This is a genomic window from Zobellella endophytica (genome assembly GCF_003012775.1).
Classification (GTDB): Bacteria; Pseudomonadota; Gammaproteobacteria; order Enterobacterales; family Aeromonadaceae; genus Oceanimonas; species Oceanimonas endophytica.
Window position 1 is genome coordinate 928,407 of record NZ_PXYG01000001.1, and the last position, 24,293, is coordinate 952,699.

At 46.7% G+C, this 24,293-nt stretch carries 15 protein-coding genes; all 15 read left to right on the forward strand.

Annotation, left to right across the window (positions count from 1 at the left end; genetic code table 11):
* Positions 1-14 precede the first annotated feature (14 nt).
* The 15 genes from C7H85_RS04270 to C7H85_RS04320 all read left to right on the forward strand — a co-directional run bounded on the left by C7H85_RS04270 (position 15) and on the right by C7H85_RS04320 (position 24,271).
* Positions 15-5,090, forward strand: a complete 5,076-nt coding sequence (locus tag C7H85_RS04270; RefSeq protein ID WP_106728434.1) for a glycosyltransferase — start codon at positions 15-17, stop codon at positions 5,088-5,090.
* Positions 5,091-5,178: 88 nt separating this feature from the next.
* The gene (galE, locus tag C7H85_RS04275; RefSeq protein ID WP_210433553.1) at positions 5,179-6,198 is read left to right on the forward strand and encodes a UDP-glucose 4-epimerase GalE; all 1,020 of its coding nucleotides are present in this window, start codon (positions 5,179-5,181) and stop codon (positions 6,196-6,198) included.
* A 60-nt stretch (positions 6,199-6,258) separates the two neighbouring features.
* Positions 6,259-7,410 carry a hypothetical protein gene (locus C7H85_RS19465; protein ID WP_146140410.1) on the forward strand — a complete coding sequence of 384 codons (1,152 nt, stop codon included), beginning with the start codon at positions 6,259-6,261 and terminating at the stop codon, positions 7,408-7,410.
* Between the two features lie 509 nt (positions 7,411-7,919).
* Positions 7,920-8,780 carry a class I SAM-dependent methyltransferase gene (locus tag C7H85_RS04280; protein WP_106728435.1) on the forward strand — a complete coding sequence of 287 codons (861 nt, stop codon included), beginning with the start codon at positions 7,920-7,922 and terminating at the stop codon, positions 8,778-8,780.
* Between the two features lie 48 nt (positions 8,781-8,828).
* The gene (gene glmM, locus C7H85_RS04285; protein ID WP_106728436.1) at positions 8,829-10,151 is read left to right on the forward strand and encodes a phosphoglucosamine mutase; all 1,323 of its coding nucleotides are present in this window, start codon (positions 8,829-8,831) and stop codon (positions 10,149-10,151) included.
* Between the two features lie 146 nt (positions 10,152-10,297).
* Positions 10,298-11,899, forward strand: coding sequence for a glycosyltransferase family 2 protein (locus tag C7H85_RS04290; protein WP_210433554.1), 1,602 nt, complete (start codon positions 10,298-10,300; stop codon positions 11,897-11,899).
* Positions 11,900-12,028: 129 nt separating this feature from the next.
* Positions 12,029-13,342, forward strand: a complete 1,314-nt coding sequence (locus tag C7H85_RS04295; RefSeq protein WP_146140411.1) for a hypothetical protein — start codon at positions 12,029-12,031, stop codon at positions 13,340-13,342.
* 123 nt (positions 13,343-13,465) lie between these two features.
* A complete protein-coding gene (locus C7H85_RS04300) occupies positions 13,466-14,338 on the forward strand; it encodes a hypothetical protein (protein WP_146140412.1) in 873 nt (290 codons plus the stop codon).
* A 518-nt stretch (positions 14,339-14,856) separates the two neighbouring features.
* The gene (rfbB, locus tag C7H85_RS04305; RefSeq protein ID WP_106728439.1) at positions 14,857-15,945 is read left to right on the forward strand and encodes a dTDP-glucose 4,6-dehydratase; all 1,089 of its coding nucleotides are present in this window, start codon (positions 14,857-14,859) and stop codon (positions 15,943-15,945) included.
* Between the two features lie 185 nt (positions 15,946-16,130).
* Entirely contained in the window at positions 16,131-19,436 is a 3,306-nt protein-coding gene (locus tag C7H85_RS04310; RefSeq protein ID WP_106728440.1) for a glycosyltransferase, read from the forward strand.
* Positions 19,437-19,569: 133 nt separating this feature from the next.
* Complete coding sequence (locus tag C7H85_RS19470; protein WP_146140413.1) at positions 19,570-20,547, forward strand: hypothetical protein; 978 nt, start codon at positions 19,570-19,572, stop codon at positions 20,545-20,547.
* Positions 20,548-20,623: 76 nt separating this feature from the next.
* Positions 20,624-21,661: a hypothetical protein gene (locus tag C7H85_RS19475; protein ID WP_146140414.1), complete on the forward strand. Its 1,038-nt coding sequence runs from the start codon at positions 20,624-20,626 to the stop codon at positions 21,659-21,661.
* Positions 21,662-21,686: 25 nt separating this feature from the next.
* Positions 21,687-22,679, forward strand: coding sequence for a hypothetical protein (locus C7H85_RS19480; protein ID WP_146140415.1), 993 nt, complete (start codon positions 21,687-21,689; stop codon positions 22,677-22,679).
* A gap of 18 nt (positions 22,680-22,697) precedes the next feature.
* On the forward strand, positions 22,698-23,198 hold the full coding sequence (locus C7H85_RS19485; protein ID WP_146140416.1) for a hypothetical protein: 501 nt from the start codon (positions 22,698-22,700) through the stop codon (positions 23,196-23,198).
* 26 nt (positions 23,199-23,224) lie between these two features.
* The gene (locus C7H85_RS04320; protein WP_146140417.1) at positions 23,225-24,271 is read left to right on the forward strand and encodes an HAD family hydrolase; all 1,047 of its coding nucleotides are present in this window, start codon (positions 23,225-23,227) and stop codon (positions 24,269-24,271) included.
* Positions 24,272-24,293: the final 22 nt, after the last annotated feature.

Genomic DNA, 24,293 nt, shown 5'->3' on the forward strand with positions numbered 1-24,293 from the left:
TAAAAGCGACGGACATGGACCAACTTATAGAACACGCCATAAAACTTGCCAGTCAACCGGCAGCGCCCCTGCATTTGCCCATCAAAAATCGCATAGCCTATGTAGTAAGCCATGGCCAGAGCTATGCCAGCAACGGCTACGCCATTCGTACCCAGGGGGTAGCCAAGGCACTGAACGAGCACGGTTTTGACACCCTGTGTTTTGTTCGCCCCGGCCGTCCCTGGGAGCTGGGGGTTGAAAAAGGCAGTATCGAGCCCCATGTAGTGGTGGATGGTGTACGCTATATTCATGGCCGCTGGCCGCAAGACAAACAACCGTCGAATGAGCAGCAGCACTTTGAGCAAAGCGTGCAACATTTTGTTGAACTGTTCCGTATATATCGCCCCAAAGCGGTGTTGGCTGCATCCAACTATATTGTTGGCCTGCCGGCCTGGGTTGCAGCAACAAGACTTGGCCTGCCTTTTTACAATGAAGTACGCGGATTTTGGGAGCTTTCTCGCGATGCACGCGAGCCCGGCTATGCCAATACTCTTGCATTTATGGCGGAAGCCGAACGCGACACTTTTGTGGCCAAGCAGGCACTCAAGGTATTCACCCTCAACCAGCCCATGGTGGATGAGCTGGTGAAGCGAGGGGTGGATCTCCATAAAATCTCGATTGTGCCAAATGGTCTCAGCAAACATCCGCTAGTCAAGCCTGCCGATCCCATTCTAAAAGCAAAGCTGGGTATTAAGGATAACGAAAAGGTTATTGGTTATATAGGAAGTTTCAATACCTATGAAGGGCTGGATACTCTGCTTGAAGCCTGTGAACTGTTAGTGCATAAAGGTGAAAAACTCAAATTGCTGATTGTCGGTGATGAGCAACTGATGATAAAAGCACATGGCAATAAAAAAAGCCTCGCCGATAAACCTTGGTTAATTCAGGTTGGTCGTGTTCCCCATGATCAAGTGGTGGACTACTACGCACTGATCGATACGGCGGTGCTCCCCCGAAAAAAGCTGCCAGTGTGTGAACTGGTACCGCCCCTAAAGGCCGCAGAAGCGCTGGCCTATGGCAAGCCACTAATGGTATCGGATGTAGCATCCTTGGAGGAATATACAACCAAGCATAAATCAGTGACCTCATTTAAGGCTGGAAGCGTGGATAACTTGGCGAAAGCGATCCAACAACTGATGAGTTCCCCCTCACCCAAAGCCACGATGTCCGTGCTGATGCAGGATCATACTCAATCGATGAGCGATGCTCTACGTTGTAAAGGCAATATACCTGCTATTTCCACTCAAGGAAAAGAGCCCTTGCTAGAAACTAAGAAATCAACATCGGAAATCCGACATGAGAAATTCAATAATGGAGTAAACAGAAGCTCTCCAATACTTAAAATATTTTTGGACTCAAGCTCACTTCCCACAAAAGAATTAACCGCTTTAATTAAAATATATTCCAAAATAAGCAGCACAGTAAGTCGAATATCTTTAGTTATCTATGGGGATAGCTTTAACAATGAACTACTTAATGATAATGATACACTCGAAAGTATTTTATTTGAAACTGACAAGAAAGTAATCCATAATTCATCTTTCGATATACAGATTAAATCTCATAAGGCAATAGATATTGGTGCTAAATTTATTTTAGATGCCTCCAATTTTAAAGGGTTCTGTGAGTCAATATCGAAGCTATATGAAGAATCCTTAAAGTCCAAGCTACTATATTTCGTATATACGACAGATAACAATATAGAGGCAGGATACCATCGTCGTTCTTTGCATCTAAAAAAATCCTTTAGCAAGATTGGAGTAACTTTACCTCTAATCTCTTATCATTCAAGCAGCTTCAAACATAAAGAAAACATTTCTTTTATTCCTAAAGATGAAGTTTTGCTAAAGAGAGTAGTTGAGTGGCTAAACCCCAAAATTGTTATAGCTGCCTCTAATTACGAGAACGCCAAACCTATTCTTAATCTAAAAGATGCGGTGGATTTTGATTTCATTTACGAAATGCGAGGATTGTGGCATGAAACATATGCCGCAAAAATGCTTGAAATCAACAATAAATACAAAATAGAAAATGACAAAAATTATAATAAAGGAATGAATGGAGAGCTAGAGATTGTTAGAAAGGCAGATAAAGTTATATTTATCTGCAAAGAGATGAAGGACTATATCCAACATAGAATCCCTGAAAAAGAAATACACTGTGAGATCATAGGTAACGGTTATGAGATAACAGAATCTAACAGTCACGCTTTTGAAGTTAAAAAATATGAAAAAGAGAATTCAGAACCATTTGTAATAGGTTACTTTGGCTCTATCACCTACTATGAAGGAATAAATCTTCTTCTTGACGCAGTAAGCGAGCTGATAGCAGAAGGTTTAAACGTGAAAGTCCTTCTTATCGGAAAGAATTCAATTACACACAAGCATGTTTTGGATGTAGATAAATACAGTTTTGTTCAGTATGAAAAGTTTAAACAGGATATATCACCTTACTATAGTCAAATAAATCTTTTTGTTGTACCTAGGCTTCCATATGAAGTCTGCCATAGCGTTGAGCCCTTAAAACCGTTTGATTGCTTTGCAAAAAAAATACCATTATTGCTTTCTGATTGTAAAGCATTAAATCGCCTAGCCGGGGAAGGGGATAGATGCTTAACCTTTAAGGCTGGTGATAAAGTCAGTCTTAAAGAAAAAATTAAGAATATAATTAAGGAAGGCTACCCAGCAGAGAAGCTAGATATAGCATGGAATTGGGTAAATCAAAGCCTAAAATGGGTGGACATTGCAGAAAAGTACACAAATTTCATTCATAAAAAAAACAAAAAAATATATTATCTGTACGCTGATAAGTGGTGGATCTCTTATTCATGGAGTGGTGCCTCTATAAACGCAATCAATGAGATGGCTGTTTTATCAAAAGATAATGATGTTTATTACAATGATATATATGTGAATGATTTATTTCAAAATGGAATTTTCAATGAAAAACAATACTTGGAAAGATATAGTAAAGAAGCAAAGTTAAAAAAGCATTTAGAATCAGTACACTTACCAAAGGTTTTTGTTCCTTCTCGTGACTATGATGCTACATTTTATCGTTCTGGTAGCAATGAGAGATGTGTTGATTTTTTCCAAAAGGAACTTTTCCAACCAAAAATATTTAGCCATAATTTTGTTAAACCAATCTGGGAAAATAGTATAATTGGCTTCCAAACTGAAGCATCCCAAGAGTTTGCAATAAACGGGAGCTTGAGTGATTATGACGATGATGGCACCCTAGGCTATGCTGAGTGTGAATCCACACCTAAAAGAAGTTTTTTACGCTATCAAGTAAGTGCTAACAAAGCGTCAGAGCCGCGTCTGATCTTCAATACGGATAAACGTTCACGGCTAAAAAGAGAACTTAATAGTGATTTTATAATAGGCGTTATAGGAACAATTTACGACGGCACTTATCCCGATCTTTTGTTCGAGACCGTTGAGAAACTACGAGAGAATCATCCTTATCTGAATGCAAAAGTTGTAATATACTCTATTAATATACTAATAGAATTGCCAAAGAAGGACTGGATTGTTGTATCTAAATACGAAAAAGGAAATCAAGAAGATTCTTTGCTCCAGCTAGATGTTATCGTCAATACTTGGAAATCTTCTGCACAAATATATAGTGGTTCGAATAAAAACATTGACGCTATTAATCACGGGATCCCACTTATAGCAGCACGCACACCATCTTATGTTGAGCAACTAGGTGAGGGTTACCCTCTTTTTTATGATTTTGACCCTAGCAATGAAAATCAAGCAGAAACCACTAAAAACTCTCTAGAAGATCTATTGGTTAAATGTATTTCAGCTAGCTTTAGGAGCCAGGTCGCTAAATATTTAATTTGGAGACGAAGATTTCTGTCGATAGATTCCACTTCTTGGCTTTATAATAAACAACTATCGAGAATAGAAAAGAAAAAAATTCTATTAGTTTCCCAAAACTTCAATGTAGGAGGGGTTCAAAAATACTCCTCTCAGTTGATTAAATCTCTCGCTGATTTTTCTATTACAATTCTATCAGCAGAGAAAATTAGCAAAGCAAAAATCAAAGAGCTTCGCCAGCTTTCTGACAATATAAGAATCGAATACTTTAAGGATGGGAAAGCTTTTATTTATGAAAAATTTGATTTGGCATTTATAAATAGCTATCCAGTCGAGGAAGAAAATCTTTTATCTCTCCTTAAAACTCTGAAAAGAGATGGTACAAAAATATACCCTATCGTACATTCAGACATACATCCATTTACAGTAGAGATATCTAAGCATTTAATCTATATTCAGTGTCTCATCACAATTAACACAAGAATAATAGAAAAAATAAACGCTAATACTGAATTCGATTTTAGTAGTCGATACTATCATGTAACCCCCGTACTTGAACCTATTGACAGCAATTCTGAAAAATACAAACCAAAAGTTAAAAGATCCAAAAAAGTTGCTTTCTTTGGAAGAGTTGCACCGCTTAAGTGTGCTGATTTTCTAGCACGTTCTTTTGCTAGATATGTAAAAGAAACATCTAGTGAATATCAGCTTTTGATCTGTGGTCCAGTAGCACAAAAAGGCCTTGATATTATTGTCAACAAGGCTAATGAGTATGCTGGTAGAAAAGTAATTGATCTGCAAAATAAATCATTTAACGAAGGCGAGAGAGAAGTGTTATTCAAAGAAGTGGATGCCCTGATCTATACAACAGCAACAGAAGGCCTGCCATACACCTTCCTAGAAGCGAATGAATTAGGCACTCCAGTAATTTCCTCTAACGTTGGCGCAATTACACATTTAATTGATGACGGCGTAAATGGGCTACTGTTTAACTTCCAAGATCTATACCTAAGCAACCTTTACGAAGATAAACCTTACAATAAGTTATCTCAAGTAATGAAAGATAATGAAGAAGTCAACTATCAAGAGTTCAAAAAAGTGATGCTTAGGTTTGAAGGTAATGATGAGGAATTCTTTAAAATGAGCGCCAATGCTATATCACGTGTAGAAAAAGATTTCACCTTCGATGTCATGCGAAAAACACTCCGATCTATTATTTATTAAGCACGAGAAAACTCCATAGTATTTTTCTTTAACATTACTATTTCGCATCGAATTATTTATGATTCATAAAAAATTATAATGAGAAACTATGAATAAAACTTTGTTGGTTACAGGTGGCACTGGCTATATCGGTTCACACACTTGTCTTTGTCTTTTAGAATCAGGTTATTCGGTTGTAGTACTAGATAACTTATCTAACAGCTCTCTAGAATCGCTAAATAGAGTTGAGAAAATTTGTGGTCGATCGCTACATTTTATCAAAGGAGACATTCGAAACACTAAAATATTAAATGATATATTCAATAAGTTTGATATTGAGGCCGTACTTCATTTTGCTGGACTCAAGTCTGTAAGTGAAAGTATAAAAATGCCTCTTAACTACTATGAAAACAATTTAGGGGGAACTGTTAGCTTATGCCAAGCGATGAAGACAGCTGGGGTTTTTAAGCTGGTATTTAGCTCATCTGCCACTGTATATGGTGAGCCATCTCAAATGCCAATCAGTGAAGATTTCCCTACAGGCATACCAACAAACGCTTATGGACGTTCTAAACTTATGGTAGAACAAATGTTACATGACTTGTCTGCTTCAGATACTCGATGGTCAGTTGCGTTGTTACGCTACTTCAATCCAGTGGGTGCTCATGAAAGTGGTCTTATTGGTGAAGATCCACGGGGTATTCCAAATAACTTACTACCTTATATCAGTCAGGTAGCCGTTGGTAAATTGAAGGAATTGACTATATTTGGCGATAATTATTCAACCAAAGATGGCACGGGAATTCGTGATTATATCCATGTTGTTGATCTTGCGGAAGGTCACCTATCAGCACTTGATGCATTACAAAGCCGTAGTGGTGTGAATATTTGGAACTTAGGTACTGGAAAGGGATACTCCGTATTAGAAATAGTTCGAGCCTTTGAAGAAGCCTCTGGGATTTCTATTCCTTATACCATAGCACCACGTCGCCCTGGTGACATTGCTGAGTGCTGGGCCGATCCTACCAAGGCTGGAAAGGAGCTTAATTGGCATGCTGAACGTGATCTTAATACGATGATGAAGGACACATGGAGATGGCAGATTAAAAATCAAGATGGATACAAATAGATTCTTACGTGTTTTTTAAAACTTATGTAAACATTTTAATTTTAATGCGAGTTAAAAACAATGGATGCATTTAACAATTATGGATACCCTGTAAAAATAGTTGAAGAAATTCATCATTTAGAAAAAATCATCACATCTGGCTTATGGAAGTTTCATTTTAAATATAAAAGCATCGATTTTTTTTACTCTCACAAGTCATTCAACAGCAAAACCTTAGTTGTTTTTCACGCCGCAGTTAGCCCAAATCTTTCGCTGCCAGTATTTAGAGGTCATGACTGGGAAATAAAAGGCGCTAATATTTTATCCATTAGTGATTATGTATTAGAAAAATACAGAAAATTCAACAACTCCAACATAAGCTTCGATTCAACATTTTACCTTGACACAAAAAAACACAAGGTAAATGAAGTTTACTACGAAGTCATAGAATATTTTAAAAACCTTAATTCATCTTCACTTTCTACCTTTGGTACTAGTGCAGGGGGTCTCGCAGCGTTACGTTACGCAAGTTTATTTAATTGTGCTGCTTTAATAGGTAATGCGGAATTTTATTTATCCAATTGGTGGAATTTTAAAAACACATCACGCGTGATAGAGTCCCAAGGAGATGCGATTATTGATATTGACATCGAAAGCTGGTTGAACATTTACGGCCCACCTGCAACATTGACATTATCCACTAATGTTTTCGATGACATGACTTATCAAGAACATCACAAACCCATCATAGATTTATTTGAAAGAAAATACCCTGACAAAATAAATGTCATAAGACATTGTGAAAAACACACAGGAAAGTTTCACACCAGCCACTTTCCTTTAAATACACCTTATAAAAAAATCTTAGCATCTATAAATAGCAACCCTAGCTTAGTTGTCGCTTTCACAGATGACCTAGCATGGTGCCAAAACTCTTTTCAATTGAAAAAACAGAAGGTAATTTACCTCAATTATGAAAACTTAAGAAACAATGAACTTCTTAGCAATGAAGAATATACTCTAGACCAGTCTGCTTTATTCATCGGCATCTTTAAGAAGAACTCTAGCATAGAAGAGTACATTTCAAGAACCCCGTTCATAACTGACTGGGTGCTATTACTAAAGGACAAGGAAAGAAATAAAACCATAAAAAGCAAGCATGGTGTTTTTTCTGTATCCTTGCCAATACACAATGAAATATGGCAAAGCAATGATTTCAGAGTTGTTCTTTAGCATACGTATCCAGGGCAGAACAAAGATAGAAAAAAGCACAGAATAAAGCTTTAGAAAAATCAACCTTAAAGCGCCAGCAACCACGTTACACACTAACGCGAACATTATTTAAAAAATTAGCATTGTGAGATTACCTTGATGGAAATACTATGGATTCCACTAAGCAAACACCCTGCGTGAGGGTGTGACGGAACCCCCAGGGATGAGTTCACAGCGTATCCGCATGCGGGACCCTGTCGATGTAGCACTATTAGGATCAGTTATTTCTCCATTTTTCAACGACAGATGACTTCCATTAGCGGCTTCCAGCTTCTTGCAACACTCATCAATAAACAGTGTCCCTCTTCAACCAGGCAAGGGAAAGCAACAGTTCTCGAGCATCATCTATCCTCCCATCATGGCTGTAATTTTCACAAATGCTAGAGGAACTTGAGCTTAGTAAGCTAGTCTGAGGCATATTGCTACCAGAACATTTCTGAATACAAACCCGATACAGAGTGAACAATAGAATGACAAAAAACAGTGACACCGAGCTGGAGGCATTAGAAAAAAAGCTTATTCAAGCAGGTAAAGAGAATATCAATAATCTCACCCGAGATCTTATCACCGTCCAGAATCGTCTTTACGCTCAGCTAGAAAGCCTTTTCTGGCTGCAGCGCCGTTTAGCCATCAAGGGTCAGTTGCCCCCGCTTCGCGGCTGGGCCACCTCACCGGACGTGCTGTTGCGCCTGCATACTCACATTATGACTGCCAAGCCCAGAGTGGTAGTTGAATTTGGCAGCGGGGCCTCTACATTGGTCATTGCAGATGCGTTGCGCCAGAATGGTACCGGAAAACTGATGTCCGTTGAGCACAGTGATTTTTACGGCGCACAAACACTGACCACACTGAAGGCTGAGCAGCTACAGAACTGGGTGGATCTGCGCATAGGTGATTTAGAGTCATGGCGAGGCGAGCATCTGAATCCGATGGATGCCGAAAAGCCTTCACGCTGGTATCCCCAATCACTGCTGCAGGATATCAAAAACGTAGATCTACTGTGGGTAGATGGCCCCCCCGGCGCCACCTGCCTTTATAGCCGCTATCCCGCTTTGCCTGCTCTTGCTGACAAGCTCTCGCCACAGGCTGAAATATGGATGGACGATACCATCCGGCAGGAAGAACAAGATATTTGTGAGCGCTGGGCCAAAGATCACGGCTTTGAGCTGAAATACTATCCGCTGGAGAAGGGCTTGGGCTGCTTAACACGGCCAAGTGTCAGCATGCCTGCATCCATGTCAGTAGTTTCAGCCCCCCATGTTGATAGCAATCATCCCGAGCACACTCTGGGTCTGGATTTTGCCTTACAAGGGGAGCAAGACAAAGGGTAGAACCCTTTTACTGCTCCTTATCAAATCATTCCATATACCGAGCATATTATGACTAGAAAATACTTCGGCACCGACGGCGTTCGCGGCAAGGTCGGTCAATTCCCCATTACCCCCGATTTTGTGATGAAACTGGGCTGGGCCGCCGGCAAGGTACTGTCGCAAACCGGCACCCAAACCGTGCTGATCGGCAAAGACACCCGTATTTCCGGCTATATGCTGGAATCGGCGCTGGAAGCCGGCCTTTCCGCCGCCGGGCTGAATGCCGCCCTGCTCGGCCCCATGCCCACCCCGGCCATTGCCTACCTTACCCGCACCTTCCGGGCCGAGGCCGGCATAGTGATCAGTGCCTCGCACAACCCCTATTACGACAACGGCATCAAGTTTTTCTCCCACAACGGCACCAAGCTGCCGGACGAGGTAGAGCTGGCCATAGAGGCCATGCTGGAGCAGCCCATGGACTGCGTGGCCTCCAACAAGCTGGGCAAGGCCCGCCGCATTACCGACGCCGCCGGCCGTTATATCGAGTTTTGCAAAAGCACCTTTCCGTCCGAGCTAAGCCTGGAAGGGCTGCGCATTGTGCTGGACTGCGCCCACGGCGCCACCTACCACATTGCCCCGGCGGTATTCCAGGAACTGGGCGCCGAGGTTATCACCATCGGCGCCAGCCCGGATGGATTGAACATCAACGATCAGGTCGGCTCCACCGCCCCCACCGCCCTCATCACCGCCGTTAAGCAATACCGGGCCGACATGGGCATTGCTTTTGATGGCGATGGCGATCGCCTGGCCATGGTGGACCACACCGGCCAACTGCTGGATGGCGACGAGCTGCTGTTCATCCTGGCGCAACACGCCCAACGCCAGGGATCCCTGGGCGGTGGCGTGGTGGGCACGCTCATGACCAATATGGCGCTGGAACTGGCCCTGGCCGAGCAGAATATTCCCTTTGTGCGCGCCAAGGTAGGCGACCGCTATGTGATGGAGCAGCTGCAGCAGCACGGCTGGAAGCTGGGCGGTGAAAACTCCGGCCATATCATTAGCCTTGACCACAATTCCACCGGAGACGGCATTATCGCCGCCCTGCAGGTGCTGCGTGCCGCTGTGAGCCAGCGGGTTACCCTTAAGGAACTGCGCACCGGCCTTACCCTCTTCCCCCAGCAGCTGGTGAACGTGCGCTTTGCCGCCGGCAGCAACCCGCTGGAAAGCGACGCGGTCAAACAGCGCGTAACAGAGGCGGAAAGAAAACTGGCTGGCAACGGCCGGGTGCTGCTGCGCAAGTCCGGCACCGAGCCGCTGATCCGGGTGATGGTGGAAGGCGCCGAGGCGCAACAGGTGCGGCAACTGGCCGGCTATATTGCCGAGGCCATGTAACCGCCTTGCGGCTCATACTGTCGTGCCCTTTTTAATGCTATGGTAATTTTCACACTCACAGGCGGCGAGCCTTCTGTTGCCAATGGGCTCCAATGCTTTGTCAAAGCCACCAATCACGACAATCAAACAGTCAAGATCATAATCAAATGCAAAAAGACATCGAGCACATAGAAAACAGTCCCTGGTTCAATGCCAACTGGTACCTTGCACAGTACCCCGATGTAGCCGCCTCGGGCATGAGCCCGGCTCAGCACTATCTGCGTTTTGGCGAGCCCTGGGGGCGCAAGGCCGGGCCCGAGTTCGATGCCGGCTGGTACCGCAACCAATACACCGACGTTGCCGCTTCCGGCATGAGTCCGTTGCTGCATTTTATTCGCCACGGCGAAAAAGAAGGCCGTCAGCCGGGTCCGGTGCAAGCCATGGAGTGGGATGCCAAACTCTGGCGCAAAGAGGCGCCGGAATCCACCTGCCTCAAGGCGCTGCACAGCCTGCTCACCACGGGCAGCTGGCGCGAAGCCACCTTTGCCGCCTTTGCCCTGGGCCGCTGGTACGCCTCCTCGCAGCAGTGGACCAAGGCGGCGCAGGCACTGGCTTGCCGCCATCTGCACTCCCAGCGTTTGCCTGCACATAACGGCGCAGCCCTGCTGGAAGCCGATGCTCTCATCCGCACCAACGCCCTGGCCCAGGCCTGGCAACGACTGGAACAGCTGCAAAGCCAGGCCCCAACTTATTACGACTGCTCCCTGGCCCAGGCCAACCTTATCAGCGCCCAGGCACGACAGCTGACGAATCCACCCGATGCCCTGCAACAATTGTGGAATGCCCAGCGCTTGCGCCGGATCAACCACCCCTGGCAGCACAAGAGGTTGATGACCGTCTCCCTGATTAACGAGCAGCACCCCCTCAGCCTGGACAACCTGGCTCCGCCCATCATCGAGCCTTCCCGCCCCACGCTGACGGCTCCGCTGGTGTCGGTGATTATGCCGCTGTACAACGCCGCCGCCACATTGGCCACCGCCCTGCGGAGCCTGGTATCGCAAACCCTGGAGCAGGAGCAGCCGGGAGCATTGGAAGTGCTGGTGGTGGATGATGCCTCAACGGACGGCAGCCTCGATATCGCCCGGCAGTTTGCCGAGCGCCATGCCTGCATCAAGGTAATCACTCAACCCCACAATCAGGGGGCCTACACCGCCCGTAACCGGGCGCTGGACGAGGCGAGAGGCAGATTTATTACCGTGCACGATAGTGACGACTGGTCACATCCGCAAAAGCTGGCGCTGCAAATGCAGGCGCTACAAGGCAACCATGAATGGATGGCCAGTTTTTCCCACTGGGTGCGATGCTCTACAGACATGCTCTTCCACCGCTGGCGCATGGAAGAGGGCTGGATATTCCGTAATGCATCGTCGCTGATGTTCCGCCGCCAGGTATTTGAAGAGCTGGGATACTGGGACAAGGTCCGGGCCGACGCTGATACCGAATATTACCACCGCATCCTGGCCGCTTACGGTGACAAGGCCATCGGTGATGCCCTGCCGGGTGTCCCTTTATCGTTTGGCAGAAATTTGTCGACATCTCTTACTCAAACCAGCGCCACCCATATTAGTACCCAGTTTGTGGGAGCACGCAAAGACTATCAGGATGCCGCATCACAATGGCACGCGGCCGCAAACTCTATTACCGACTTGTATATGCCGGCCAATCCGGATGCCAGGCTCTTTACCGCACCGGATGAATTACTGCCCTGAGAAAATGAGATGGTGCTATTTTATTTCCACCATTCACAACAATAATAAAAGCACCATCTCATCCATCATGAAAGCTTCATGAAAATGATAATCGATAGCTGACACACAACATGTTAACAAGGAGCATCGATGGAAGTTTTATTTTCTGGAAAAGATCTCAGATTAAGTTATCTCGATAACAAAGCAGAGATAACCTTTGTAATATTTGACCCATGGTCACCGGACAAACACCCTAAAAACCCAGTAGAATTTAAAAATTACTTCGGAAAATCAGTAGCTTTCGATCTTGGATTTAACCAGTTCAACATTGACACCAGCAAAAATCATTGGTATCAATCCCATGAAATTCATGAGGTGATTGATATAATCTTAAAAAAAACACCTCATAATTCCAAGATAATTACTTATGGTGCAAGCATGGGAGGCTTTGCTGCGATAAATTTTTCCGAATCACTGAACGCACATAAATTTATAGCCATCTCGCCTCAATTTTCCATCGACCCGACTCAGATGCACCCTAGCGACAATCGTTATAGATTTGAGTTTAGTCAAATAGATTATAAATATGACTTTATAGCTAGCAACAAGTGCATTAGCCGTGAAGGTTATATCTTCTATGATGATAAGCACTTGGATAAATTTCACGCCGAGTCCATTTTGGCTAAAACAAAAGCAGAAGCGATAGAAGTAACCTATTCCGACCATCCCTCAGCACCGATGGTCAACAAAACATATGGTCTTAAAAGAATTCTGTTCGAAGTTGCAACCGACACTCTCAATGTAACTGACATTAGGCAGACAATAAAATCGAAAACAAAAGAATCCATTGAATATCTGGCTACGCATCACCACAACACGGAGTGTATTAGCGAGATAAAGCGAAGAGCAATAGATAACGACCTCAATATTCACGAAGTCATATACATATTAAACACCGCCATTAAAAGTGAAGCGGAGGAACTGACCAACATAGCTCTTTTTATCTCATCAACATGCCATCAAAACACACCAAAATCTGATGAAATAAAGAGGATGAGAGCTCGGATCCTGCACAAAAAAAACCTTCATGAAGCAGCTTTCATTGAGCTTATAGGGCTACAAAAACAAAACCATAGGATCATGAAGGAAATTTTAATTGAATGTGATGATTTGGATACACTTCAAAGGATATTAGATTTTAACGCAGTTCCTCATCAGCTTCTGACACACTCAGCCACATCAATAAAGGAAAGCAAGCCAATTCATTCTGAGTTAATCATGGATTTTGTAAAAAGCATTAATGAACGCGCCACACTATTTAGAGATCTAGCCCTCCAACATGAAGAAAAAAATATACGGAAAGCGTACCTACTGATGAAACAAGCCAATCAAATAAAACCGGATGGCCCCTTCATCAGAAACAAACTATCCATTTACATGAAAAAGCTAAACCTAAATAACTAACTGAGCAATGGTTACTGGTTATATCTGAAAGCATGAAAAGCAGTGCGAATAGCTATCAGTGCACATGCCAGGCTTTCAGCCTTGCCGGCAGAATTCAAATCACCCTTTTATTGGAATAGTTTCGTGAATAAAAAAAGAGCACCTAAAGCACCGGATCAGTTTACCCACCGCATTGCCGAGTTGGAAGCCGAGCTCAACAGCATGCAAGCTTCTCTGGAGCAACGTTTCCAAGAGCTTGCATCCCTGACCAGAACGCTGGAGGAAGAGCGCAAGCAAACCGAGCATAATCAAAGCGAGCTGGCCGCCGTCCGTCAGTCACTGCAACAAGCAGAGCAGGAACGGGATGCCGCCCGCAATGAGCAAAACATCAGCCAGGCAGCCTTGAGCTCGGCCCAGGCAGAGCTGTCCGCCGCACAAGTGGCCCTGGCCGAACTGAAAGCGGAACAAGAAACCCGCTATAACGAGCTGGCTATTCTGACCCAGATGCTGGAAGAAGAGCGCGAGCAGTCGGAACAAGCCCGTGCGTCGGCCAGTGCAAAGCCGCAAGCACAACCTGCACTAATAAAAGCAACCCAAACCGAGCCTACTGTTGAAAGCTCCCCCACAGCGCCTGCTGCCAAGCCGGAGCCGGAGCCGGAGCCGGAGCCGGAGCTCCAACAACCGGTACGATTGGAGCTGACCGAGGAAGAACGGCAAAAAATGAAGGAATTTGTCGCGCTGGTGGCAGAAAGCGGGTTGTTCAATGCCGAATGGTATCTCAAAACCTATACCGACGTGGCCGCCCATAAACCCTCCGCCGACAACCCCGCCGAACATTATGTGCTCTACGGTGGTTTCGAGGGGCGCAACCCGGGCCCCGGCTTTGACTCCAGTTTTTATCTGCGCACCAACAAGGATGTGCTGGATGGCAAAGTCAACCCGCTGGTGCACTATCTGCGCTTTGGCCAAGCGGAAAATCGCAAGGCTCGTCCGGATAACACCAAGGTAAAAAAATAGAGGCGATCGCGCCGCGAAGGTGGGAGTCCCAGCGTATCCGCACCGGGGCCGGTGCCCTCCGGCCCTGGATGCCCGCCTTCGCGGGCATGGCGCCATGGGCGATTACATAACCATCTGTTTTCGGCCCGCTCGAAAGCGGCCGTCAAGGGTGCTAACATGCAGTCCCGCTTTGCCCAGCCTTGGCGTCGGCGCAAAAAGGAAATGAGACAAAATAGCAACAACATCAGCAGATTGGGGGCTGTAACCCAAGGGCGGTAGCGTGCCTTTTCCCGGTTGTAAAGCATGCACCCTGCGGCTGCCAAGCGGCACTGTTCCGTTCAGCCAGCATTGAGTACCTATCGGCTTATGAGAGTAATAATTCCAGTTTCTTCCTGTTGAACGCCCGGCCGGCACCCCACGTGTTCGGCAACACACCATAAAAACAATCGCCAGCACAACAGCGGTGTTATAGCAATACTCCAAAACATTATCGCCAGCTACGATTCATTTTCAGATATTTCAGTTGAAGAGAACCAAACATGCAAAACATTCTGGTTACCGGCGGCGCCGGCTTTATTGGCGTCAACTTCGTACACTATTGGCTGAAAACGCATCCGGAGCAAAGGGTGGTGGTGCTGGATGCCCTCACCTACGCCGGTAACCGCAACAGTCTGGCCGAGGCCGAACGGCATCCCCACTGCACCTTTGTGCATGGCGACATCTGCAACACCGCGCTCGTGACCCAGTTGCTGAAAGAGCACCGCATCGACACCCTGGTGCACTTTGCCGCCGAAAGCCATGTAGACCGTTCCATCACCGGGCCCGATGCCTTTATTGAAACCAACATCATCGGCACCTACAGCCTGCTTAAGGCCGCCAAGCAGGTGTGGATCGACGAGCCCGGGGCTGAAGGCAAAGAACCCCTGCCCCACCGCTTCCACCACGTCAGCACCGACGAGGTTTACGGCACCCTGGGCCCGACCGACCCGGCCTTTACCGAAAATACCCAATACGCCCCCAACTCGCCCTATTCTGCCAGCAAGGCGGCGTCCGACCATCTGGTGCGTGCCTACCATCACACCTACGGCCTGCAGGTCACCACCAGCAACTGCTCCAACAACTACGGCCCCTTCCACTTCCCGGAAAAGCTGATCCCGCTCATCATCACCAATATCCTGCAGAACAAGGCATTGCCGGTGTATGGCGACGGCAAGCAGATCCGTGACTGGCTGTATGTGGAAGACCACGCCCGTGGCATCGAACTGGTGCTGCAAAAGGGCAAGGTTGGCGAAAATTACAACATCGGCGGCCATAACGAGTGGCAGAACATCGACATCGTCAAGCTGGTTTGCACGCTGATGAACCAGGCCTTCGCCGAAGATCCGGCCCTGGCCGGGCAGTTCGGCCAGGCCCGCGCCGCCATCGAGGGCCAGGCCGAGAGCCTGATCACTTATGTGCAAGATCGTGCCGGCCACGATCGCCGCTACGCTATCGATGCCACCAAAACCCGCAACGAGCTGGGTTATGAGCCGCAGGAAACCTTTGAAACCGGCATCAAGAAAACCGTTGACTGGTATCTGCACAACAAGGCCTGGTGGCAGCAGATCCTGGATGGCAGCTACCAGTAATCATTTCACCAGCGTGGCTTCAGCCGGCCGACAAGCTCGTGCTCCGATTCTGTAGTCATGCCCGCGAAGGCGGGCATTCAGAAAAGGCAGCACGGAGTGGCACATGCACCAAGCTTAAGCTGATGGCATGTGTCTTGTCCTGCGTATTTATCTACTAAATTAAAAAAGCTTCAAAGGACTCTGGGATGGAACAAGTAAAAGGCGGCATCGTTAACCAACAAAACATTATCACGCACCTAGATCATCTGGATGGCCACTGTGCCCTGGGCTGGGTATGCGACACGCAAAACCTGCCAAGCATTCTCACGGTGGAAGTTGTGGTCGATAAGGAAGTCAAGCTGACGATACCTGCAAACCACTTTCGCTCCGATCTCAAGGGACAGGGTCTGAGCGATGGCTTTAGCGGATTCAATATACTGTTTCCGGCGGAATGGGCCGACGAGCATGACCATGAGGTGAGCCTCAGAGTCAAGGAATTTCCGCAAGACATTACCCCGCAGCCCGTTACCCTCCGCTTTACCAAGCCCGAGTCCAACAAGCCTCTGCAGGGCTCCCTGGATTTTGTGAGTACAGACCTGAGCGTGGGCGGTTGGGCAAAATATGCGGATGAAGATGCCCCGGTTACCATTGAGCTCTATATCAACGATGAGCTGATCACACGCAAGCAAACCCACCAATACCGGCCGGACTTGCGTATAGCCGGCATTTCCGCCGAGCGGGTTGGCTTTAACCTGAGCATACCCTCCGAGGCCCTTAACCGGCTCACCAGCGAAGTGGATGTAAGGGTAAACGGCGCGTCCTTACCCGGCAGCCCCCAGCAACTAAACCTGGCCGGAAACGTCCGTTTAACCCTGGGTACCATTCGCCAGGGGGTAGTCCATGCGGAGGCAGAAGGCTGGCCCGGCGCTACCCTCGCCGCCGACATGTATGTAGATGGCCAAAAGGCCGGCAGCATGACCCTGGCCCGCCCCAAACAGGGGCAAAGCGCCCCGGCACAGCATGTGCTGCAAGGCAAATGGGCTCTCCCCGAATCACTGCAAAACGGCCAGCCTCATGTGTATGCCCTGGTGGTAACAGAGCAGGAAGTGGTGGTGCGCAGTGACGCCACCCTGCTCAGCTACCCGGCTTACCAGCTTAATATTGACTCGGCCGACTTTAACCAGGTGAGCGGCTGGGCCTTTCGCCACCAGCACCCGCTGCCGCTGAGGCTGGAGGCGCTGTATGAAGGCAGGGTGGTGGGCAAGGCAACGGCCGAGCTGGAGCGCCAAGATGTGCAAGAAGCTTACCACTTGCCCAAATCCATTCTCGGTTTCACCCTGGCGGTAAAGGAACGTATTACAGCCACCGCCGGCAGCCTGCTGCTGCGGGATGCAGACACCGGACTCATTGTGGCGGAAGTTAGCCTGGCCAACCAATATGAGTCATTGGTGGCCATGGCCAATCAGTGTGCCACCACCGATGCCGGCTTGGCCAGGAACCTGCTTACCGCCTATGCGCCATTGATACAAAGCGCCACTGCCGCCACCGAGTTTTCCTACAGGGTCGCCCCCAGAATGCGGAACGAGCCTGGGGTTGAGGTGGTTATTCCCGTTTACGGCGGCAATATCGAAACCGCCGAGTGCATCGCCAGCGTATTGGGTGCCAGAAACACTACCCCGGCGCGGATAACCATCGTCAACGATTGCTCCCCCGATCCGTTGATCGTCAAGCTGCTGGACGCCGTAGAACGCGAAGGGCACCCCCACCTCAGCATTATTCATCGCACCAAGAATGGCGGTTTCTCCGAATCCGTCAACATCGGTATTATCGCCGCCGGCGGTAAGGATGTGATCCTGCTCAATGCCGATACCGTGGTGCAAGATGGCTGGATTGATCGGATCATGAATGCTGCCGCCCAGGACCCGACTATCGGCACCATCACCCCCCTGTCCAACAATGGCGAAATTGTCAGCCTCCCCTATATTTGTAAATCACTGCCGGTAGACAGCCCCGAACTGGCCAAAAAAGTGGACGAGGTAGCCGCCCGCCTCAACCCGGGCAAACTGGTGGATCTGCCGGTGGCCATTGGCTTCTGCATGTATATCCGCCGTCAGTGCCTGAATGAGGTGGGACTGTTCGATGCCGCGACCTGGGGGCGCGGCTATGGGGAAGAAGTGGACCTGTGCCTCAAGGCCCTGTCTCGCGGCTGGCGCCATGTGGCTACTGCCGACACCTTTGTGGTGCACCGGGGCAATGTCTCCTTTGGCGATGAGAAACTGCAACGGATCATTGAAAGCGCTAAGAAAATCGCCGAGCGTTATCCTTTCTACGATCAGGTAATTCAGCGTTTTCTGGTGGCGGATCCCATCGCGCCCTTGCGCCGCAACATCAATATCGAGCTGATCAACCAGACACTGGGCAAGGAGCGTATTCTGCATATCGCCCATTCCTTTGGCGGCGGCACCGACCGTTATGTGCGTGATCTGGCGGCCATTCATGAGCAGGGTGGGGCAAACGCCCTGGTACTGCGGATGGATGCCAAGGGCAATGCCGAGCTCAACGTGAAAATGACCGACCCGGAGTGGCTGGGCTTCTTCGAAGCAGAGCATGCCGAGCAGTACAAGGCCCATGAAGAAGAAGCACTCAAGGCCGATATTAAGCGTTTGGGCATTACCAAACTTTATATCCATTCGCCATTTGGCTTCTCCTCTTCCATGCTTGAATGGCTGACCGGCCATTTCGAATATGAAATGACCATCCACGATTATGCCTGGATTTGCCCGCGCATTACCCTGAGCACTTCTTCCGGCAAATATTGTGGCGAGCCGGATGTAGCCCAGTGTGCCAGCTGCGTGAAAATTCACGGCAGCAACCCCGCGCTGCAGCATTTTGTGGATGAGCGCGACGGCGATATCGGCCGTTACAAGGCGTTTTTCTCCAATATCATCCAGGGTGCCGCCAAGGTGTATGCGGGTGCCGACGATGTAGTGGAACGCCTGCAACGCCATGGGATCAGTGCCAACTTTATCTCCCAGCCCCACCCCGAGGACGACACTCCCTCCAGCTACCAGCCGCCCAGGCAGGTGGAAGGGGCCATTCGGGTTGCCCTGTTCGGTGGCATCAGCGATATCAAGGGGTATTATCAGCTGCTGGAGTGCGCCAGGGTTGCCGAAGAACGCGGCCTGCCGCTGCAGTTCATTGTGTTCGGCTACACCATGAACGACGAAAAACTGAAAGAATACAAGAATATCGTTGTTACCGGTAAGTACGAAGAAGATGAGCTGGAATCCCTGGTCAAGGCCTATCAGCCGCATATCAGCTTCTTCCCGAACCAGTGGCCGGAAACCTTCTCCTATACCCTGAGCTATGCCTTCAAGTTCAAGCTGTGCCCGGTGGTAACGGATATCGGTGCCCCGGCGGAGCGGGTAAGGAAAGCAGGGTTTGGTGTTGTTGTCCCGAAAGAAGCAACAACCCTCGTTATGCTGGAAGCACTTATTAACTTAGTACGCTGAGTGTTCTTCTTTCGAGAGTATAAATAGTATTCTGTGTTAACAAGCAAAGTACTTATTAAAAAAATTTCCAAACTTGCTTCACACAGAATACAAATTATTCAACAATAACGCCGCCTTCAATGGTTACATAACAATGAAAATCATTATTCATATTGGAACACATAAAACTGGAAGCACTCTAATTCAGAAATTATGCGCCCAAAATCACGAAAGGTTGAAAGACCATGGAATACATTACCCAGTCGGCTTCTTCTCCCAAGCTGGCCAACACGAACTCGCGTGGGCAGTAAAGAACAATAACCACGAACTTGCCGATAAACTGATCAATGATATATTGCATACTTGCGGATCATCTCATACCATATTCCTTAGCTCCGAAGAGTTTGAGTTCATTAATGATTTCCGTTATTTAAGAGAAAAGCTACAAGATCATTCAGTAGAAGTTGTTGCCTTCCTGCGGCGACAGGATAAATATCTTGAATCTGAATACAACCAACATGTAAAGATGTTTGACGTGAAGTTTTCAGACGATATTTTTAAATTTTTCATGTATCATAATTTTGAACAAAGATTTAATTATCATCGTCTTTTACATCGGTGGAAAGAGAATATTCCTGGATCAGAAGTCAGAGCATTCTCCTATGATAAGGCAGCAAAGTCTGGAGTTTTGGTTCAAAGTTTTTTTAGGGATATACTGAAGGTTGATCACACTAAAATCATTGATGAAGCGGATCTTAATAAAAAATCCAATGTAAGTATCAATCCGCTAGGGTTAATCTATCTGGCTAGATTCAATAAAGAAAAAAATATTGACCCCCAGACATATCAACGATTTATTAAAAATATATCTGAGTATGATTTCCCTTCAGTCCCGGGTAAAAAGAATGCGTTTTTAAGCACAGATTTTTCCAGAAGAATAGTAAGCAGATATGCGATGTCAAACCGTCAAACAGTTATTAAATTTTGTGACATGGCGGGTTTGTTCGATGAACACTTTGATGACGCTAATGTAATCGATTACTACCATGACTTTCATGATGATCTATACAAGCATTTTCTGGATAAGACCTTCAATAAAACTGACTTTCCTGATCTAGGCCTTTCAAAATAACTCTTGTTCAGCGCTTGAGAACGCTTTAACTTTTCAAGTATGGGTATTATATGCTTATAACCACTGGTTTTATTTTATGAAAGTTATTCTTCATCTTGGAATGCCAAAGTGTGGCTCAAGTGCCTTACAAAGTTTTTTTAGCAGCAAACAACTAATTGATATCACAACACCCAAAATCGCTTATGCTGCCATGCATAAGGAAGGCAAACTTTTTTATGGCGGTGAATTATTAAAGTCAGCCAAGAAATCTGCACACGGTCATATATCGTCTCACAACTATCAACAGCTAAGCATTGCTCCTCATGCTGAAAAAGAAAGAGTAAAGGAGTCCTTTGTTGAGTTAACGAAGAAATATGAACTAGTAATCTTATCTAATGAGGGGTGGGGACCTAACCCTCAACATTTTGAGGATGATTTTCCTTTTTTTTTAGAAAAATGTCATGATGTTGAAGTTGAAGTTGAAGCGATTATATACCTGCGTCCTCAAATAGAGTGGCTTAACTCGGCATGGTGGCAGTGGGGAGCTTGGTCCGATCTTGGTCTTGAACAATGGTTGGAACGCAACAAGAAGAAGGCCTGCTGGTATGAACTGATCCAACAATGGTCTAAAAAAACCTGGATAAAAAAGCTTCATGTCAAGTTATTACCAGATGATATTTTAGAGGACTTTACTGGTATATTAGGCATAAACAATCCAGAAACAGGAAGAAGCAATCAAAGTTTACCAGGAAGTCTGCTCCGTTTTTTCCAAAAACACCGAGATCTCAGGCCAACTCAACACGCATCAGCAATCGAGTTTGTGCTTGCTAGACATCTGGACTTTGAGCCGCAAAAAACGCCTTGGGTATTGAACCTGGACACGGTTGATGATTTGTTAAGATACTATTCTGATTCAAACGAAAAGCTGAAAGAAATATTTATTGATGACGCAGAGCAATACAGAAAACTGGTAGCCGACACACGCTGGTGGGATTTGGATTATTATCGCACAAAAACAGTGTCGCTTGAAAATGACGTAGAGATTCCCACCCAAGACTTGGAAAGTATGCTACATTCAGCTTTTGAGGCCATTGTGAAACTGGATAATAAAATAAGGAAATTACAATCCAAGTAAAATTAAAGGATAATATTTCAGCCTTATGAATACCAAAAAACGAACGCTCTACATCCATATTGGTGCAAACAAAAACGGTTCAACTACATTACAAAAATTTTTAGCATCCAACCAAGATAGGCTACTTAACGATAATGTAGTATATCCCAAAGCTGGGTTATTCAATTCAGCTCACTATCATATAAGTGATGTACTGGGCTACGGTCCAAAACTGAATAGAAACGAAAGACTAGATATTATCTCCGAAGTGAAACAAGAGTTGGAAAGCACAGGAATAGATAATGCTGTTATCAGCTCTGAATATTTTATATTGTCCAGATCTCCTGAGAGTGTAAAAAAAGCATTCCAGGATTACAATATTAAAATCATTATCTACCTGCGGCGTCATGACTTGTGGCTTGAGTCATTGTATAATCAAGCGGTTAAAACAACACCCTGTCCATCATGGGATAAGGGTATAAAAAGTTTTATCTCCAACTTGGGAACAAGAAAAAAACAGCATCTTGATTATAAAGTACTTCTTGAACTCTGGAGTGACGTGTTTGGGAGGGAAAATATTATTGTACGTCCCTTTGAGAGAATGCAGTTCAAGAATGGCTCTCTTTATGACGACTTCCTCGACTGCATTAAAGTCTCGGATGCGACAAGCTATATCATACCTAAGTCAAGCATGAACACATCAGTACCTGTGAAACTGTTGGATCTCATCGACAGCATAAATAGAAAAGAAGATATCAACACTCATATAAAAAACATCACGATATCGAAAATATTATCTTCTTGTGAAATTATGGATGAAAAAAAGGTCTTCAACCTCAACCCTTCAGAAAGGTTAGAGCTGATCGAACAGCATCAAGAAAGTTACTGTTTTATAGCAAAGGAGTATTTATCCAGAGAGAATGGAGCTCTTTTTTACGAACCATTACCTTCTAAAGATGAGCCATGGGATCCACCTCCAGAAGCAAACCTAAATTTAACATTGGATATAATCACCAAGCTTTGTAGCAATCAACCATAATTATTTTAATGTAGAGCCATGAATACAACAAACACATCAAGCACAAATAACAGCATCACTCCGCTACTTATCGAACACATCAAAGCAATAAGCAAAGAGTTGGTCCAGGCCAGGAAAATAAAGCCTGAACTGATAGAGATAAAGAAAACCATTGAAGATAGTAACCTGTTCAATGAATCCTGGTATCTTCATCGTAACATTGACATTGTTCTTAACCCCGCTTCCTGCTCCGATCCGCTGTTACACTACATTGAATTTGGCGGCTTCGAGGCTCGTAATCCCAATCCTTATTTTGATTCATCCTGGTACCTCGAAAACAATAAAGATGTGCGTGAGAGCAAACTGAACCCCCTGGTTCACTTTGTACTCTTTGGTGCCAAGGAGCTGCGCAATCCGGGCCCGGAATTTGATACCCGCTGGTATGTGGAAAATCATCCTGACCTGGCAGATAGCAAGCTCAACCCGCTTGCTCATTATCTGCTTTTTGGTAAGCAGGAAGGCAGAAAGTGCAAGCCCTGATATCTTCAACATGAGATAAAGCTACCATGCATCACCCCACTTATCGTACCTGCCATGAGTTCGGGGGCCTGTTCCTGACCCCCATGCTCACCCGCTATGTACGAGCCCTGGCTGAACAACCGGGAACATTTACACCTGTTTGCCTGGCGCGCGAGGGCTGGTTGTTGCAACAGCTGCTGGAGCATCTGCAGCAGCAACAGCTGCTGGAACTGCCTTCCGCCCCGGTTTATGTCAAGGTTTCCCGCACCCTGCTGTTCAGGGCCCTGCTGGGCGAGCCCGAATTATGGCCTGTCGCCCTCAAAAACAGCTTTAACGGCAAGGTGAGCGAGCTGTTCAGCAGCCGTTTTGGGCTGCAGCGCCACGAATACGAGTCGGTACTCCCCTCCGAGCTGCTGGAGCAGGCCATCAACTTGCCGGAGGATATGGATCAGCTGGTTAGCCGCGTCTCCGAGTTCAACACCCCGCTTCAGGCACTGGTTGCGCCAACACGGGCCGGGGTGTGCGCCTATTTCCAACAGCAGGGGCTTGCCGATGCCGAAAAGTTGCTGCTGCTGGATGTGGGGTATTCTGGCACCATCCAGAAGTTGCTGACCCGGCTGTTGCAACGGGATACCCATGGCTTCTACTTTATTGCCACCAAGCCCGGTGCAGCCAAAGTGGACCAGCATACGGCCTTTATGCAGGGCACCTTCAAGGAAGGCGTTGCCCTGGGAGACGGCTACCACCTGCTGGACCGCTCCCTGTTCATCGAGTGCCTGCTCACCGCCCCCCATGGCCAGGTGGTGGACATCCGCCAGGAACACGATGGCCGGTTTCGCTTCTACTATGGCCGCAAAGCCGCCACCCAGCGCCACTTCCAGGATCTGCAAGCGGTACACCATGGTGCAGTAGAGGGTGTGGCCCATGCGTTGCGGCACGGGGTAGATTACTCCGTGGAGGAGATAGAACTGCTTTACAAAACCTTTTTAAGCTCCCGTAGTGCCCTGCCGCCCGGAGTGTGGCATTTATTCTCGGCCGATGACGATATTTCAGGCAACGGCATTGTCAATCCGTTGGACTTGTTCGCTATATAGCGATGGTCGATACTATCCATTT